Origin of the sequence: Flavobacterium sp. ov086 (assembly GCF_900187965.1) — a bacterium.
Taxonomy (GTDB): Bacteria; Bacteroidota; Bacteroidia; order Flavobacteriales; family Flavobacteriaceae; genus Flavobacterium.
In genome coordinates this window covers 205056-221304 of sequence record NZ_FZNL01000002.1, presented here as the reverse complement: position 1 = coordinate 221304, position 16249 = coordinate 205056, and the positions used below count along the sequence as shown (strand labels likewise).

General features: G+C 38.6%; 8 protein-coding genes. All 8 read right to left on the bottom strand.

The window, feature by feature from the left end:
- Positions 1 to 66 precede the first annotated feature (66 nt).
- The 8 genes from CHB81_RS02990 to CHB81_RS02955 all read right to left on the bottom strand — a co-directional run bounded on the left by CHB81_RS02990 (position 67) and on the right by CHB81_RS02955 (position 16149).
- Complete coding sequence (locus CHB81_RS02990; protein ID WP_089350409.1) at positions 67 to 1845, bottom strand: NPCBM/NEW2 domain-containing protein; 1779 nt, start codon at positions 1843 to 1845, stop codon at positions 67 to 69.
- Positions 1846 to 1930: 85 nt separating this feature from the next.
- On the bottom strand, positions 1931 to 3781 hold the full coding sequence (locus tag CHB81_RS02985; RefSeq protein ID WP_089350408.1) for a beta-L-arabinofuranosidase domain-containing protein: 1851 nt from the start codon (positions 3779 to 3781) through the stop codon (positions 1931 to 1933).
- Between the two features lie 304 nt (positions 3782 to 4085).
- Complete coding sequence (locus tag CHB81_RS02980; protein WP_089350407.1) at positions 4086 to 6146, bottom strand: beta-galactosidase; 2061 nt, start codon at positions 6144 to 6146, stop codon at positions 4086 to 4088.
- 51 nt (positions 6147 to 6197) lie between these two features.
- Positions 6198 to 8627 (bottom strand): alpha-L-arabinofuranosidase C-terminal domain-containing protein, encoded by a 2430-nt coding sequence (locus CHB81_RS02975; protein WP_089350406.1) that lies wholly within the window; start codon positions 8625 to 8627, stop codon positions 6198 to 6200.
- A 66-nt stretch (positions 8628 to 8693) separates the two neighbouring features.
- The gene (locus CHB81_RS02970) at positions 8694 to 10322 is read right to left on the bottom strand and encodes an alpha-L-fucosidase (RefSeq protein WP_089350533.1); all 1629 of its coding nucleotides are present in this window, start codon (positions 10320 to 10322) and stop codon (positions 8694 to 8696) included.
- 434 nt (positions 10323 to 10756) lie between these two features.
- Complete coding sequence (locus tag CHB81_RS02965; protein WP_089350405.1) at positions 10757 to 11308, bottom strand: hypothetical protein; 552 nt, start codon at positions 11306 to 11308, stop codon at positions 10757 to 10759.
- A gap of 188 nt (positions 11309 to 11496) precedes the next feature.
- Entirely contained in the window at positions 11497 to 14361 is a 2865-nt protein-coding gene (locus CHB81_RS02960; protein ID WP_089350404.1) for an RICIN domain-containing protein, read from the bottom strand.
- Between the two features lie 171 nt (positions 14362 to 14532).
- On the bottom strand, positions 14533 to 16149 hold the full coding sequence (locus CHB81_RS02955) for a TIM-barrel domain-containing protein (RefSeq protein WP_176427477.1): 1617 nt from the start codon (positions 16147 to 16149) through the stop codon (positions 14533 to 14535).
- Positions 16150 to 16249 lie beyond the last annotated feature (100 nt).

The following is a 16249-nucleotide window of genomic DNA, read 5'->3' as shown; positions in this document are numbered from 1 at the left end:
ATTTTTATTTGATATTATAACCAATTTTGCATGGCGAGAAGAAATTCAGTTATACTTTTGAAGGTATTAACGCAAAGGAGTTATCCTATATAGTCCTGCCCCATGTTGCGGCAATTCACGCTCAAAGCTCCCATCAAAAGTTCCCAGATCTTTGTGATTCCACAAATCACGCACTTTTACTTTGCCTTTTATATTAATAGCTTCAAAGTTTACTTTTACATTGGCCTTGTCGGGAAAATCTAATGTTCCCTTATCAACCAAAACTCCAAAATTCACTGAGCCTATTTCTGTTGTTACGTAGCCGGTTGCTGTAAAAGAATCATATCCTTCAGGCAACTCATAAACGACCACAGACTCTGCATGAGCACCAATTCCCTCTCGTTTTTCATTATTTATAATAATTGGGTTATTGTCGCAGGTACGGTTGACATTCGCTTCTCCCCAGCCCGAAGTTGCGCCCAGCCATTTGAGGCTAGTCAGTTTTAAATCGCCTTTGGGGCCGTGAAGTACTGGATCGACCCAAACGATATGATCCCAATCATTAGTGTTTCCGCCATCTTTCACAAAGAGAACAAGTTTTTTACCCCCTTTTACCGATACTTCTACCTTTTGCGAACTTCCTTTACCGGCAATTATTGGACTTACATAATCGGCATTGTTTAAATCAAGATTTTCTCCTCTGGTTTGCGCGTTGAAAAGGGCCACATATTTATCTTTGCTGTTAGGCACATCGGCCGTCCATACTATTAAATTCTTTTCACGTGATACCTGACGGTTATTTATGCTGTGTTGATTTACTTTGAGCATTTCGGGATTGGTGAGCATTTCCTTGGTAAAATCGTCTAGCTTGGTCATATCTCCACCAAAAATAAGTGGCGAACGACCAATAGCCCAAAGACTCATAAGTGTATATTGTTCATTTTTGGTGAAATTCGTTGGGCGTTTAAATTCAACAATTCCAATAGGCAGCATATCGGCATCTGGGAAATGTCCGGGTCCACGAAAAGGAGTCCAAACATCCAGTCGCTCAAACATGCCTTGCAACAATCCCCAGCGATCCCAAAAATCATCAGTGATACGCCACATATTGGCGTGATTCATAACATGTTCGCCCATTTTAACCGGCGTTGCTCCCGGAGATAAACTTAACAGAATATGCCTCCCACTTTTGTCTATTGCTTTGCGGAGAGCCTCAATTTCTGCTTCTTGTATATTATCATAAGGGCGTGAAATATCGTCGCACTTGATAAAATCCACTCCCCAGTTGGCATACATCTGTACAATAGAATTATAGTAAGCCTGACCTTCAGGGCTATTGGCATTAACGCCGTACATATCAGGATTCCATCCACAAGTAGAGCTTTTAATGGCAATATCCTGGGCTTTTACGTTTGTCCCGAGTACAGGCGTATTTTTTTCGACAGCCTGACGAGGAATTCCACGCATAATATGAATACCGAATTTTAGTCCTTTGGAGTGCACATAGTCGGCAAGGTGTTTAAATCCTTTTCCATCAGCAGCTGAAGGAAATTTTTTCAGCCCGGGAGTTAAGCGGCCATATTCATCCATGGTGAGCATCGCTTTGGGGTCGTAAGCATGTCCTTTTGATTCAGGCTCATACCATTGAATATCTACTGTGAGATAGTTGTATCCGCTGGGTAAAAGGTATTTTGCCATCGCATCGGCCTGTTCTTTTACCTGCTGTTCCGTAATGGTTGTTCCAAAACAATCCCAACTGTTCCATCCAAGAGGTGGTGTTGATGCCCATTGGTGGTATTTTGGGGTTGTTTGTGCATTTGTAACACTAAAGACAACTGCCAAAAACAAGGTAAGTTTAAATTTCATTTTTATTTTAATTAGGTTAAAAAAAAATCTTATAATTTTCTATTTTAGTTTTAAATCATTTGGTATTAAGTACATAAGCTAATCCCTAATACTCATTTCGGATAGTCGCATACACTCCATATGACTCATTACTTACTTTGTAAAAAGGCAAAAGCGTATATTCTTTTCCATTATTTTTCAATGTGAATGACATAGAATTCTCTCGTTTAGATATATTTTTCAAAATATCTGGCTCACTTCCTTTTAATATTGTTTCTTCATTAACTTGAAATGCTAATAAAACCGGCCCATAAAACAGTGCAACTACATTTGGATTATCAGGTATTTTTTTTAAATCAAAATGATAATTAAAACGTATTTCTATCTTATCTCCATTTTTCCACTTTCTGTCAATTATAAAATAAGACATCGGAGTTACATGAGTTGTAATGAGTTCTCCGTTTACCAAAACCTGAGTTTGTTTATCAGCCCAGGATGGAATAAATAATTTCAATGCAAATGGCGTTGTTTTATCAGTCGTTATGTTAAATTTTACAATTGAATTATCCGGAAAATCGGATGACTGTGACAACGTAATCCCTTTAGATTTCCATTTCAAAGTGGAAGGAACATACAAATTTACCCAAAGGTTATCATTATTATGAAAATAAATATTAGCATTTAAGTTCGTAAACGCTTCAATAGTTGTTCCGTTACAACAAAAAAACTCATTGGGACTGGCAAATCCCTTCTTATTAGGAGAACCCAATGGCAAGGAATAAACATTCCATCCGGTTTCGGCATTTTGTAGTGCAAAAACAGAATTATAAAGCGTATTCATATATACATCAGCATATTCGGGTTGGGCAGTCCAACGAAACAAAGTACTTGTAATTTTTTGAGTGTTATGTGAAACACATGATTCAGATGTTCTGTCAGTAAGAGTTGTACTTAAACAATCCGGTTTTCCCCAATGTTCTGAAGTTTGAGCAGTTGGAGTTGTAGCAATAGGCCTTGGACCACTACTGGAACCATTCACATAACAATGATGATGTTCCAACATATCCCAAAAATGAGAAACAACATCACGGTAATAGCTGTCACCGGTATTTTCATACCGTTTGGCAAACCCAATTATCAAAGGCAAATGAGTATTAGAATGCAAACCAGACAAAATATCTTTCCCCTCATACAATGGCTGGCTGAACCATTTACGGTCAAAAAGACAAGCCAATCTATAATGAGCTGAATCTTTAGAAATTTCAAATAAATTCTGTAATACATCATTCATCCCACCCACTTCATTTGCGGGATTTGCCTGCGGAGTATATAACATTTTTTCAATAGTTTCAGGCGAAAGTTTATCCATACGCTCTTTTACATAAGCAGCCATATTAACGACTATTGTATAGGCTTTTTTATTTCCGGTTACCTTATAAACATCGAGCATTCCCTGCATCATTTTATGATAGGTATAGTATGGTGCCCAAACTCCGCTAAATTGTGTCTCCAATGTTGTAAAATCTTTTTCGGGGAATGCGCTCAGGTATTTTCCACCAAGTTTTTGCTGACACTCTTCAAGCGCATCAACCATATATTTAACACGTTTTTGAAGCAAAGTATCCCCCGTTTTTTCAATCAAAGAAGCACAAGCCGACAAATAATGACCTACAAAATGCCCGCGCAATCCCACCTTAGGCGACTCCCAGCCTTCAAGTGGTTTCGCTTTTGATTCAATTCCGGCATTTATCCTAAAATTGTGTAATAGCCTATCCGTATCAAACTGATAAATGTACTTTGTATTGACAGTCTCCCGCTGCTTTATCCAGGACTCAGACAAAATAACATCCTTATTTAAAAATGCAATGGGCTGCTTCGCCTTGTCAAGGAATGATTGTCCAAAAATCGTCTGACAAACAAACAAAACCAACCCAATATATTTTATTTTATTTTTCATATTGAAATTTGAATATTAGAAAAATTGCATTATTATTTGAAACTTTCCCAATGAATTTAAAAATAACTACTCTAATAATATTTTAAAAACCACTGCAATATCATAAGGAACGCTATTTGTTTTTTTTATAACTAATGATTCCGGATTAGCTTGCCAGGATAATTTTCTCTTTACTGCCAAGCATCACCGTCTTTTTAATTCTAAAATTATCTTTATTTTTTTCCAAGTAATTTCAAGCATATATCTTCCTTTGGAACTCCTATAACCGTAGTATACACAAGCAGCACAAGCACAGCTCAATACCTTATTTTAATTCAATAAACTCCGGTTCATAAGGCTTAATTGTAAAATTCCCCACATAATCTTTATCCAAAAGAAGACTTCTCGATTTTGTTTTCATCTGTATTTCTTTGGCTTCTCCCGTCACGTTCAAATACAAATAATGTTTTTTATCTATCTGCCTTGCCATTACGCCATTAGGCACTTCGGGACCTTTTTTAATACCCAGCTCCTTTATGAGATCATCAAGCAAGAGATTCAATACATTGCCATTCGCCGGAAGCCCCACATAAATTGCCTGGCCTTTGCCATACTTGTTTTTGGTCATTATGGGATAATCCTTGTCTAAGCTGGTTAAACTTCCAATAACCTGTGCTCCTTTTGGTTCTATAATATCAAACCTTTCGGATTCCAGATCAGTAGTTTTCCCATTGTAAGTAAACTCTATTTTTTTTCCTTTATAGGATTTTCTGGAAATCTCATTCAACATTTCGGTCTCTTCGAAACTTCCTACACGAATGCCAAATACATCGCTTAGCATGCCTGGACGAGTGCTGGAAAATACCTTTCCAGTTTCGTCAACAATAGCCGAATTGTTTGTCATAACAACCGTTCCGCCATTTTTAACAAATCCCCGAATCTTATCAGCGGTTTTTTCATCCATCACGGCTACTCCTGGTACAAAAAGTAACTTATAATTTAGGGCACTTTTGCTTATCTCTACAATGCGGGCATCCATGTTACGGAAATAAAACAGGTCAAAGCAAGCCTTAAGCTGGTCCTCTTGTTTTTCGGGGAAAGCATCGCTTGCCATCTGGCTTGGAAACGAGAATGCCATACCTACTTCTGCCTGGGATTTATAAGGAAAAAACTTCTCGATTTTTTTAAATTCTGTTGCAATTTTTTTATACTCTTCATATTTTCGGTTAGGAATTCCGTCCCAGTCGATCATACCTTCCAGATACTGTTCTTCTCCGGAATGCATGCTTTGCCATGTCCAACCACAAACCATCTGATTGCCGTACATCAAACTGGCATAAGCCGATTTACGGATTGAATTGGGTACGGCTGTCATTGTTGTAAATTCACTGCACCAGAAAGGATTTCTACTTTCAAATTGAATACGCGAGATCCCAAATAATGAATTTATAACTCCCCAGTTAGTCAATAATGTGTTGCCCGGATAAAAGCCTTCGCCCTGGCGGGTCATTTTACCGGAATAAGCAATATCTGAATAGTCAAAATAGCGCATTGAACTATAATACCAGGCATTTGTATTGGTTAAAACACCTGGCGCATTTTGGTTTACTTTATCAAGGACTTTAAATAAGAACTGATTTATTTCATCAGAAATAAATCGTCTGAAATCCAATATTTTTTCAGGTGCACCGTTTTTAGGTCCTGTTACCGGCAATCCAACTTCATCAAATTGATTAATCCTCCTTGACCAGCGCTGGGTAGCCCAGGCATTGTTTAAATTATCAACCGTAGAATATTTCTTTGTCAACCATACTACGAATCTTTTTCTTACTGTTTCTGAATAAGATATTGGTCCGTCACCGGATTCATTATCAATGCCAAAAGCCAATAGTGCAGGATGTTTTGCATAATGTTTACTCAATGTATCCGTAAAGCGTAAAGCATATTTTTGAAACATCGGATCACCAACATCGTCCATGTAGCGATGGTTTGGATATTGTGCATTACCCTCAGGATTTGTAACATCAATAGAAGGGTGTTTTTGATGTAACCATATCGGCGCAGGTCGAATAGCTATGTCTAAAATTACTTTAATACCGGCTTGTCCCATCTGATCCATAACAGTATCAAACCATTCAAAATCAAATTTTCCTTCCGATGGTTCGTAGCTATCCCAGGCCAAATGTCCCATACGGACTACACTCAGCCCTGCAGCTTTCATTAGCTGAATGTCTTTCTTTATTTTTTCAGGATTCTTATCATCATGTGGATGATAGTTTGCCCCGACATATAAATTCTGAGCACTTCCGGAAATACTAAAAAAGCATGAAAGTAACGCCAAGCACCAAAGATTAATCTTATTTATTTTTATATAATGAAACCTCATAGAAAGTTACTTTTTTATATTTAACTCTATTTTTTGACTGCCTGTCATCATCTAATGTAAAGTTTCCAAACGCAATATCGTTAATGAATTTCCAGGGAATGAACGTGTAATAGTTGTTCCTGAAAATTTTACATTTTCTGTTTTCGGGGAAACTTTAGTAGGTTCTTCCATTGTATTTTCATCCAATGGACTGGCAGATGTAAGCACAATGGCTTTTCCTTTCCCGGTAAAAACTTTTGCATCTTTCAGGTCAATCTGTGATTTTATTGCTTTGGCTGAAGCATTTACAATTTTAAGAATCACATCACCCGATTTAGAATCTTTCACAGCACTCATAATTAAACTTTTCACAGGAATAGTTTTATCTGAAATTTCCTGCATTAACTTTCCGTCAAGATAGGCCCTTACGGTACCTCCTTTGATTTCAATTTTCACATCATACCATTGTTCCGCTTTGGCTTCTCCTTTCATTTCTGCAATAGACATACCCATTTCCAGGTGCGTAACAGAATTGTTCCAACCACCTACTTCGAAACGGTTACGTTCATCATTATTCCTATTGTGAAAGAATATCTGGAATCCGTTCTCACCCAAAATCCTGCGAGCTTTCAGAGTGATCGTGTAGTCTTTCCACGTAGAATCTCCCATAAAAATCCCCACTCCTTGTTCTATTGCCGATTGTTTGAGAACTCCATCTTTTACACTCCATTCGCCTTTTCCGGTTTGTCTCCAATCCTTACCGAGTTTTGCAAAATCGGGTTTAAACAGAATTTCCCCGTTAGGAGCTGTAACCACAACATCTTTAAATTCGGCCGAATTCATCCAGGTGCCAAAACCAATACAACCCATTCCTACGGGAGTTTCAATGACCGGATTATTCTCTACAGAGAAAGGAAGTACGTTCGTTCCCTGGTTGTTTGAAAACATTTCCTGAACATAATAGCTTGGCAAGCCAAACCACTGGTGGCTGTCGAAATTAATTAAGTTTACCGGCCATGCTTTGTGGTTTGCATTGCACAACAAGGGTGCATAAGCTCCCAAAACAACTACATCCGAGTTTCGTTCCATGCCCGTCATCCAAGCAGCTTCACCTATTGCACCGCGAAGGTTACCGTTTCCTGTGCCTGAAGTTACCGCATATTCGCCAATAAAAACTTTGAAGCCATTACGGTCGTAGCTGTCATATTTATTTGAATTCCAGATAAACCAATCGGGATTGTTGTAATAATGCTCATCAACTAATTCCGGCTTTGGCTCGTTAGGGTGGCCACCAGCCCACTCGTTGGCAATGAGTTTCATGTACGGGTATTTTGCCTGAATTGCCTTTACAAACAATGGCCAGCGTTCGTTATAAGGAGTTCCTCCATTTTCGTTCCCTATTTCCATGTATTTCAGGTTAAATGGTTCCGGATGTCCGTTTTTAGCCCGAAGACTTCCCCAAACCGAAGATTCCGGTCCATTGGCGTATTCGATTGCATCAAGCGCATCTTGCACCCATTGTCCCATTTGGTCGAGCGGAATTACTTCTTTGTGTGACATTCCAATGTTTATACAATAAAGTGGTTCAGCGCCCAAATCTTCGGCAAGTTGAAGATATTCATGAAACCCAAGTCCGTTAGTGGCATTGTAACCCCATATATTCCAGAGTGCTGTGCGTGTATCAATGTTCCCAATTGTATTTTTCCAGTGGTACATGTGTTTGAAATCGTCACCTTCAACCCAGCAACCTCCCGGGAAGCGCAGAAATTTGGGGTGAAGAGCATCAAGCGCTTCGGAAAGATCGGTGCGCAAGCCATGATTTTTCCATGTTTTAACTGGGAGCAGCGAAACCATATCCAGAAATAGTTTCCCATTGCCTTCACCTGAAATTTGTAGGCTTGCTTTGGGATCGCCTGTGCTTATTTTCAGATTTGCAGTGTAATACGCCCAGTCTCCGGTAATTCCTTTTATTTCAGCAGCTGATATTTCATTGCCTTTCGCATCCAGAATTTTTATTTTTAAAGGAGAAGAAAAACCTTCGATAGCTCGTGCGGCAAACCTTAGCGTATAACTTTCGCCCTGCACCATATTCATGCCCCAGTAGCCTGAATTTTCCAGTTTAAAAGAACCGGAAGCTCCAATTAGTAATGCTTTGCGATTTAAGGAGTTTAATGGCGGTATCACTTGTTTTGCGAAAAGATCGGCATTACTGATCGAAACCGAACTTTTGCCATCGGTACTTGTAAACTTCCAATCCTGAAGGATATCAGCATCTTCAAACGAACGGTTTCTTATCATTTCCGGATACAATCCTCCATCGGCAGAAAGGTTAATATCTTCGAAAAAAATACCGAACAAGGCAGGTGAAATTGCATGCCGCGGATTGTTTACATCAACCGTGATTTTAGCCTTACCCGCTTTGTTCGTCTGCGCGTTCAGAACAGTACTCAGTCCCCAAAGTAATAAACCCGCAATAAGCTTTTTATTGATTTCTTTTTTCATTAATTTATTATTGTTTATTTGTCTATTTTATAAATCCGATCCATCAATTGCCATTTTGTCCCCTGCTTATTTTATCTTAAAAACTACTGCAATATCGTTCGGGATCACTTTTGGTTTTGTAATTACTAATGATTCTCCCGATTGTTTCCATGAAAGTTTCTCTTTACTGCCAAGGATTTCAATACTTTTAATTTTACCACTATAATTATTCTTACCAAGCAATTTCAAGCTAATGTCCTCTGAAGGTACTCCTAAAAGACTTGCATAAAGAATTTTCCCATTTTGATTGTAACGAATATCTTTTGCTGTCAATTTTGTTTTTCCTTCATTAAAACTTTGATCCTGACCAGGCTTTATAGCATCTGAAACTGGTCCTTCACCATATTGTTTCCACGGGCGTGTATCAAAAATACTCTCTTTATTCACCTCCATCCAGCTAGCGATTTTTTCAAGAATTGCAACTTCCTTTTCATCAATACTACCGTCTCCACGAACCGGAATATTAAGCAGCAAATTCCCATTTTTACTTACAATATCAATCAGCATTTGAATTACTGTAGCTGCTGATTTGTATCCATTATTATCATAAACTGATCTGTTGTAGTGCCAATCTCCTATACAGGTACAGGTTTGCCATGGCAAATCTTCGATTTTGTCCGGTGCCCCTCTTTCTACATCCCATACCATACATTTTTTTTGTTCCTCATTCAGTATTTTTCCAAAAAGTACAGCCTCCAGTTTGCCGTTGTGAGTAGCCATATTACGATTATAGAAATCAGCTGCAATTTTTAATCCCGCATCACTTACAGGATAAAGTGGCAGGACAGTATCATCAAAATAAAGCAAATCGGGATTGTACTTATTGATAAGATCTATGGTTCTGTTATAGAATTTTTCGCAGTAAGCCTGTGAAGGTATTGATGCGCCATTGCCCCAATGCCACTGTCCCCATAGTGCAAATAAATCTTTATCACTATTTAAGCTAAGAGGGTGATCTTGAGCATAAAGTTCTTGTGGATCAAGTCCTTCCCACCATTTTCCTTTTCCATCTGCTTTGGTAAGTTTTCCATCATACGGAATTCCTGCAAACGGTCCGTTGGTATCTGAGCGCTGAGCGGTCTCAAACCACGTCCAGGTGTGTGAAGCGTGTACACTAATCCCGAATGGAAGTCCGTATTTTTTTGCTGCTTTTGACCAACCTGTTATAATATCTTTTTTAGGCCCAACACGTACCGAGTTCCATTCTTGATATTTGCTATCCCATAAATCCAGATTGTCATGGTGATTTGCCATGGCAAAGAAATATTGAGCTCCCGCTCTTTTGTAAAGTGCCACAAGTTTTTCAGGATCCCAATTTTGGGCTTTCCAGTCATTAATGATCTCTTTGAATCCTACTTTGGAGGGATGCCCGTAATGCTCAATAAACCATTTATATTGATCACCGCCTTCATTATACATAAATCTTCCAAACCAGTCTCCTTGTTCCGGCTGGCATTGAGGTCCCCAATGTGCCCATATTCCAAACTTGGCATTACGAAACCACTCTGGTGTTTTATACTGCTCCAGTGATTGCCATGTTGGGGCAAATTTTCCGGCAGCAACAGGTTCGTTACCCTCCCTAATCAGGGATACATACTTTTCCTGAGCTGTCAAAAAATTCAAAAACAGCATACAAACCATTATAAACCGGTTCATTTTCATATGTCTTTTATACTTTATATTTATACTTTTTTCAAATTTCAACAAACCGATTTATTTTTAAGAATCTTAAATTATTTTGAGAAATTTGGTTTTAATCCCTCAAAATGAACTATATACAATCTTGATTTCAATAAAGATTCCATTGACAATAGAATTTTGGATAAACCTTAATTGAATTGTCACATAATTGGTTCGGTTTCGTCGTCAGGCTTACACCCAATGTCATTAAGTTTAAGGAGGAATCTATAAAATTACTTAACAGTTTAATCAAGAAAGTAATTAGAAAAATCCGTTTTTATCAGCGTTTTCGCTTTGGCGAATCAGTAGAATCAGCGTCTGATTTTGACGCGGATAAAACAGATTTACTTCGTAAAAACGCAGATAAAACAGATTTCATTTCCTAAAAGCTTAACTTAATGACATCAGACTTACACCTTCTTCCCCGTAATTATAAAATTATCAAACATTACAGCATTAGAAGTCGACGTATTAGGATTTATTCTAAGACTTATTGTTTTATAATTTCCTGAAGGCAAAGCAACCAATTTTGCTTCTTTAGACCACCCTCCCCCACTAGCAACTGTAGGTAGAGTTACCCAAGAAGTACCACCATCAATACTTGCTTCAATTTTTGGTACTACAGCATTTCCTGCATCTTCAACAACAAGTTCATAAGACAGATTTAAATTTGTAAAACCAGCCACATTGATATTAGGTATGGTAACAGCAGCACCTTTAGATTCTATTTTCAAATTATATTGCTCACCCCACCCTTGACGCAAACTTATATTGGCATCGCCAGCAGTTTTTAGATCTATTCCACCACTCCATGTTCCTGCTTTTGCAGATGGTTTAAATGTATGCATCTGACCATCACCGAGGATGGCAACATTTGATTCAAAATTTTCGGCATACAGAGTTTGCTGTGCATTGGCTAACATCCCTGTTAGAGCAAAAATTAATAGTGTGATTTTTTTCATGTTAATTTCTTTTTTAAGTTTATAAATATTGATTAGAATTAAGTAATAATTCGTTTAAAACAACTGGGCAAATAGTCTTAGGTATAAGCACTTATCTCTATATCGCCCTAGTTATTGAAAACATTTTTTTTATTTCAAAATAGTTCGGGATAACTTTTGGTTTTATAATTACCAATGAACGAACCGATTTATTTTTTAAGAATCTTAAATGATTTTGAGAAATTTGAGTTTACTCCTTCAACTTTCACCAGGTATAATCCTGGTTGCAATGAAGACCCCATTAACAAATGTGCTGATTCAAGAGTGGATGCTGCTTCCTGTACTTTTTTTCCTGTAACATCAAAAATGCTAACACGAATTGGTTCCTTCGATTTTGTAGCTTCAATCTTAAATTCATTACTAAATGGATTTGGGAAAAACGCTATCGAAAAGTTTGAGTCCTCCTCAATATCATTTTTAGACAACGAATTCATTTTTGCACTTTGGCTGCCTACTATATTTATTGACCATTGCTGATTAAAACTGCTGCTCTGGCTCCATTGAAATAAATCAGCACCATTGGTCGTGGTACCCATTCCATCTAGATATAGACTTGTGGCTTTGTTTTTAAACTTAACATAGCTTCCTGAAGTTTCGCGTGTCCAATATTGTGCATCACTGCCACTATAACTATATTGTCCTGCAACAGAACCATTGGAATTTCTATACATACCATCAAGATACAATCCTGAAGCTCGATTCTTTAACATCACATAGTTTCCAACCGTTTCAATTGACCATTGTTGTGCCGTTGCACCGCTGTTAGCATATTGCCCTGCATTAGAACCGTTGTCGAACCTGTACATCCCATCCATCAGCAAGTTGGTAGCTCTATTAGCCAGAGTAACGTAGGAAACAGAAGGTTCTGAAAGATCCCAGTAAATTAGACCTCTTCCTCCGCTAGCACTCATGTATACTCTTCCATCAACATTCATATCTCCGATCAGCATTGGTGTTCCTCCAAACTCATGGGCATCATCATTCATTCTGAGCCATGTAGCACCCTTATCAGTTGATCTGAAAAGCCCCGTAACCCCTGACACGGTTCCCCAGATAAAAATGGTTGGATAGCTGGCTCCGGTTATTGTCTTTCCTATCCCAACCGTTGTGCAATAAGGTACATTGGAAAGAGTCGTATAAGTCGCTCCATGGTCTGTAGAATATTTTAAACCATTGCCTCCAAGAGGCACCCAAATATGTCCTTCAAAGCCGGGTACTGAGCGGATCAGCGTTGTTGCTTCCCAGGGCGGAATTGTATTGGTACCAGGATTACCTGCTACTGAAAAGCTGACTCCCTTATTGGAACTTGAAAACATCTGTCCATTCGCTGGATTATAGATATAGAAGTAATTTGAATTTACCTGGTCAGCCACAGGAACAGCGTCTGGAGACGATACACCCGAAGAACTGGACCAGCTTGCTCCATTATTGGTCGTGTAGTACGTAGTTGTGGAACCATTTCCTGGGCGGTGCAGAATCGTACCTCCATCGGCGCTGATACCCACCCTGCCTTCCGTACCCATATTAGTAGCGGAAGCGGTCCATGTAGCCCCCTTATCAGCAGAATAGTAAATAACGCTTCCCCTATCAGAAGCTCTTACTAATTTGTTTGGGTTGCCGGCAGCATAAGCAATGCTCTGGTTATTTTTCTCTGGAGGAGAAAGTTTTGCTGATGGAAAAGAAGTCAGCGGCTCATGTACAAAGCCCGTTACGTCTCCGAAAGAGGAAATAAACGGCCCTCCGGGTATACTTATCCCATCAAGGAATGCGGTCTCTTCAATTCCGATCACATCACACTTCCAAGAAGGATTCGTAGCCGTAATATCGGAACAGGTATATACACCACCACCGCCTATTACCTGTACTATTGAAGGATTAACAGGGTCAAACACAATACAGTCCATCCAGTTAACCGCTCCATCGCCTGTCCATGCCATGCCGTTATTGTTATAAGTGGCATTAGTGCCATTCTTAAGGGTCCAGGTCGATCCTCCATCAGTAGAGAGGAAAATAAAGTCTCCCCAGCCACCACCGTACTGGTTGTTACTATAACTACCACAAGAAGAAACTATTACCCGGTTTATATTCGTTGGGTCTATACTTACTCCGCCGTATGAATGGTCCTTCCAACTAACAGGGGTAACGTTTGTCCACACTCCTGTAGCCGTGTTGAGCTTATATAACTTCCCATCGCCATTAGTGGCCGGACCTGCACTATCCGCATAGGTGGCATACATGGTAGTTCCCTGCAAAGCAACCCGATGTGGCATAAAACTGGTGGTTGCGGAAATGTCTGTAAAGGTAGTGCCTCCATCTGTACTTTTATAAATGTTTCCTCCCCCGGTGCGGGAAACGCCTATGTAAATGGTTTGAGTCGCCCCACTTACTACGCTGCCTGAAGGATCAAATTGGACAAAACATATCCCGTTCCCACTGGAAGTGGTAGTTACGCCGTTCCATGCCTGATTCCAGGTAACGCCACCATCTGTACTCTTCCATAATCCATTGGCTCTGGTTCCGCAGAATAATATGTTGCTGTTATGAGGATCTACGGCAAGACGTTCCCCGTTCCCGCGTCCATTCCCATTTCCATGTGTTTTAAACTTAGCCGTAACATCTGTATAGGTAAAGGTATTTCCTTTGTCTGTAGATTTCAATATAGCCGTTCTTCCCTTGCTCATATACTCGGTGCCACAAAGCATGTAAACGTTATTAGCATTCTGCGGATCAAGTGCCAAAGCATCCACGCCAATAAATCCACTTTCCGACTCGTTGAGCCAGTCTAACAATTGAACCCATTTATTGTTGGCTTCATCCCAGCGGTAGGCTCCGCCCACATCCGTTCGGCAATACCTATCGCCGGATGTTTTATGGGTAACGATCCCTGTCACAAATCCGCCTCCGCCGATGGGTGCGTTCTTTGAGGCATACGTCTGGGCGTTTGTTACAACCGGACTAAACACTAAAATAAGGTGTAAAAAGAAAATTTTTAGATTCTGTATATAGTTTTTCATATTTAATATTTTGATATTATTATTTTATCTTTTCTGTTTCAAATTCTGAATCATCTGAACTAAAAAAAGCTTTATTCCCTTTTCGCCATTGTGGTTATCACCAACAAGAAAGTATGGGGATAAATGTGACCTAATGTTATGGCCAGTTTTCTTATATAAAATCCGTTTTTATCAGAACTTAAGTTTAATACTAAATTCGTTTCCTTTTTTAAGAATTAATAATTCCTGCTTAGTTTCATTGTACTTCCATTCATCTGCGTTAATCACTTCAATGGGTTTTGCAACCTGTTGAATTAAAAATGCATACGGGAGTTTATTGTTACCTTGTACAATTAATTCATTTAATTGACCATCATGAGTAATCTTTATAGAGTCAAACTCTATCCCATCTCCTAACGGTCGATAATACTGATATACCGTTTTCTCTCTGTTTGGAACAATGTATATGGTTTGTTTGCCAGTTAAAGCTGAATCGCCGATACCCGAATAGCTATTCGTAATATTCATTGGAATAATTGCCCCTACTTTAATAAATAAAGGAAATTGGTTAAGCGGATATGTTTTAGTAATATTTGCGCCTCCGTCAAAAATAGTTCTTGACCAAAAATCCATCCATTTGCCTTCCTTTGGAAGACTAAAATTTACAGAATCGTTTTCTGATGTAACTGCTTTTGTAAATAAATAATTACCAACCATGTGGCTTTCTTCTTTGTAGGATACATTTTTAATTAACGAACCACTTGTTTTATGTACATCCACTATAGTGCTGAATAAATAAGGAATTAACTGACTATGCAGCCACACCGCCTGCTGGTAACATAAAGTTGCCTCATTGCCATGATACCAAGGTAAATGATTTGTAAATGCACCATTTTCGCCTCCATTTATCATGCTGGCAGTTAAAGCACCAAACTGGGCATAACGTATCAGTTCTTTTTTACTCGCACGAGCTCCAAAAAAGCCTCCTATTTCGCATCCGGGAGCACCATATCCAAGTTCTGCACTTTTATATATATTGTTTATCTGAAGTTTCAAACCACTCCATGAACCTTCGAAATCGCCACACCATCCAAGGCTTAATTTTTCTACCGATGCTTCTACACCTCCCTGATGTGAGAATGGTCGTCCAACTATTACACCTTCAGCTTTGCGACTAGTAATGTATTGAAACATACTATTGTAATAATATGGCCGAAATTCAGTGTTCGTTAATTTCCCGATTGATGTTTGAATCGTATCACCAAAAAATATTTCACCTTGATCTACTTTAAATCCATACACTCCATCAATTAAAACTTTATCGAGTTGCGAATTCCACCATTTTACGGCATCCTTGTTTGTGAAATCTATATGCAAACCATCGCCTTTCCACCAACGTGATGTTTTTCCATTGTTTACCGCATATTTTTTTGCAACAACCTCATCAAATAAAGGGTGTTCTTGAATCGGTACATCTGTAGCTGTACTATTTACACATCCGGTTAGCCACAATATCACTTTTACATTTCGTTTTTTGAAGCTATGGATCATTTTTGTTGAATTTGGATAACGTTTTGTATCCCAATCAAAATTATTATATGCTGTTGACCAAGGACTATCAATAATAATAGACCCCACAGGCATTTTATGCTTTAAATATAACTCTACAAGTCTTTGCGAGGAAACTTGATTGTTGGCACTGTCTTCCCAAACAATATGTTCTAATGCCCATCTTGGAGTAATAGGCGCAAATTTTGAGTTTTGTGAAAATAAATTTAATTGGATAAAAAGACAAACACTAAAACACACAATGATTTTTTTCATATAATAATAATCGTTAATTAAAAAAATATTTATCAAATAAGATAAAGACTACTGTTGCCATTCAATCCGTTTTTCAAAAATCCAT

Coding starts and splice junctions, on each gene's coding strand:
- CHB81_RS02990 (WP_089350409.1), bottom strand. CDS start 1,845: ATGAAATTTAAACTTACCTTGTTTTTGGCAGTTGTCTTTAGTGTTACA.
- CHB81_RS02985 (WP_089350408.1), bottom strand. CDS start 3,781: ATGAAAAATAAAATAAAATATATTGGGTTGGTTTTGTTTGTTTGTCAG.
- CHB81_RS02980 (WP_089350407.1), bottom strand. CDS start 6,146: ATGAGGTTTCATTATATAAAAATAAATAAGATTAATCTTTGGTGCTTG.
- CHB81_RS02975 (WP_089350406.1), bottom strand. CDS start 8,627: ATGAAAAAAGAAATCAATAAAAAGCTTATTGCGGGTTTATTACTTTGG.
- CHB81_RS02970 (WP_089350533.1), bottom strand. CDS start 10,322: ATGAACCGGTTTATAATGGTTTGTATGCTGTTTTTGAATTTTTTGACA.
- CHB81_RS02965 (WP_089350405.1), bottom strand. CDS start 11,308: ATGAAAAAAATCACACTATTAATTTTTGCTCTAACAGGGATGTTAGCC.
- CHB81_RS02960 (WP_089350404.1), bottom strand. CDS start 14,361: ATGAAAAACTATATACAGAATCTAAAAATTTTCTTTTTACACCTTATT.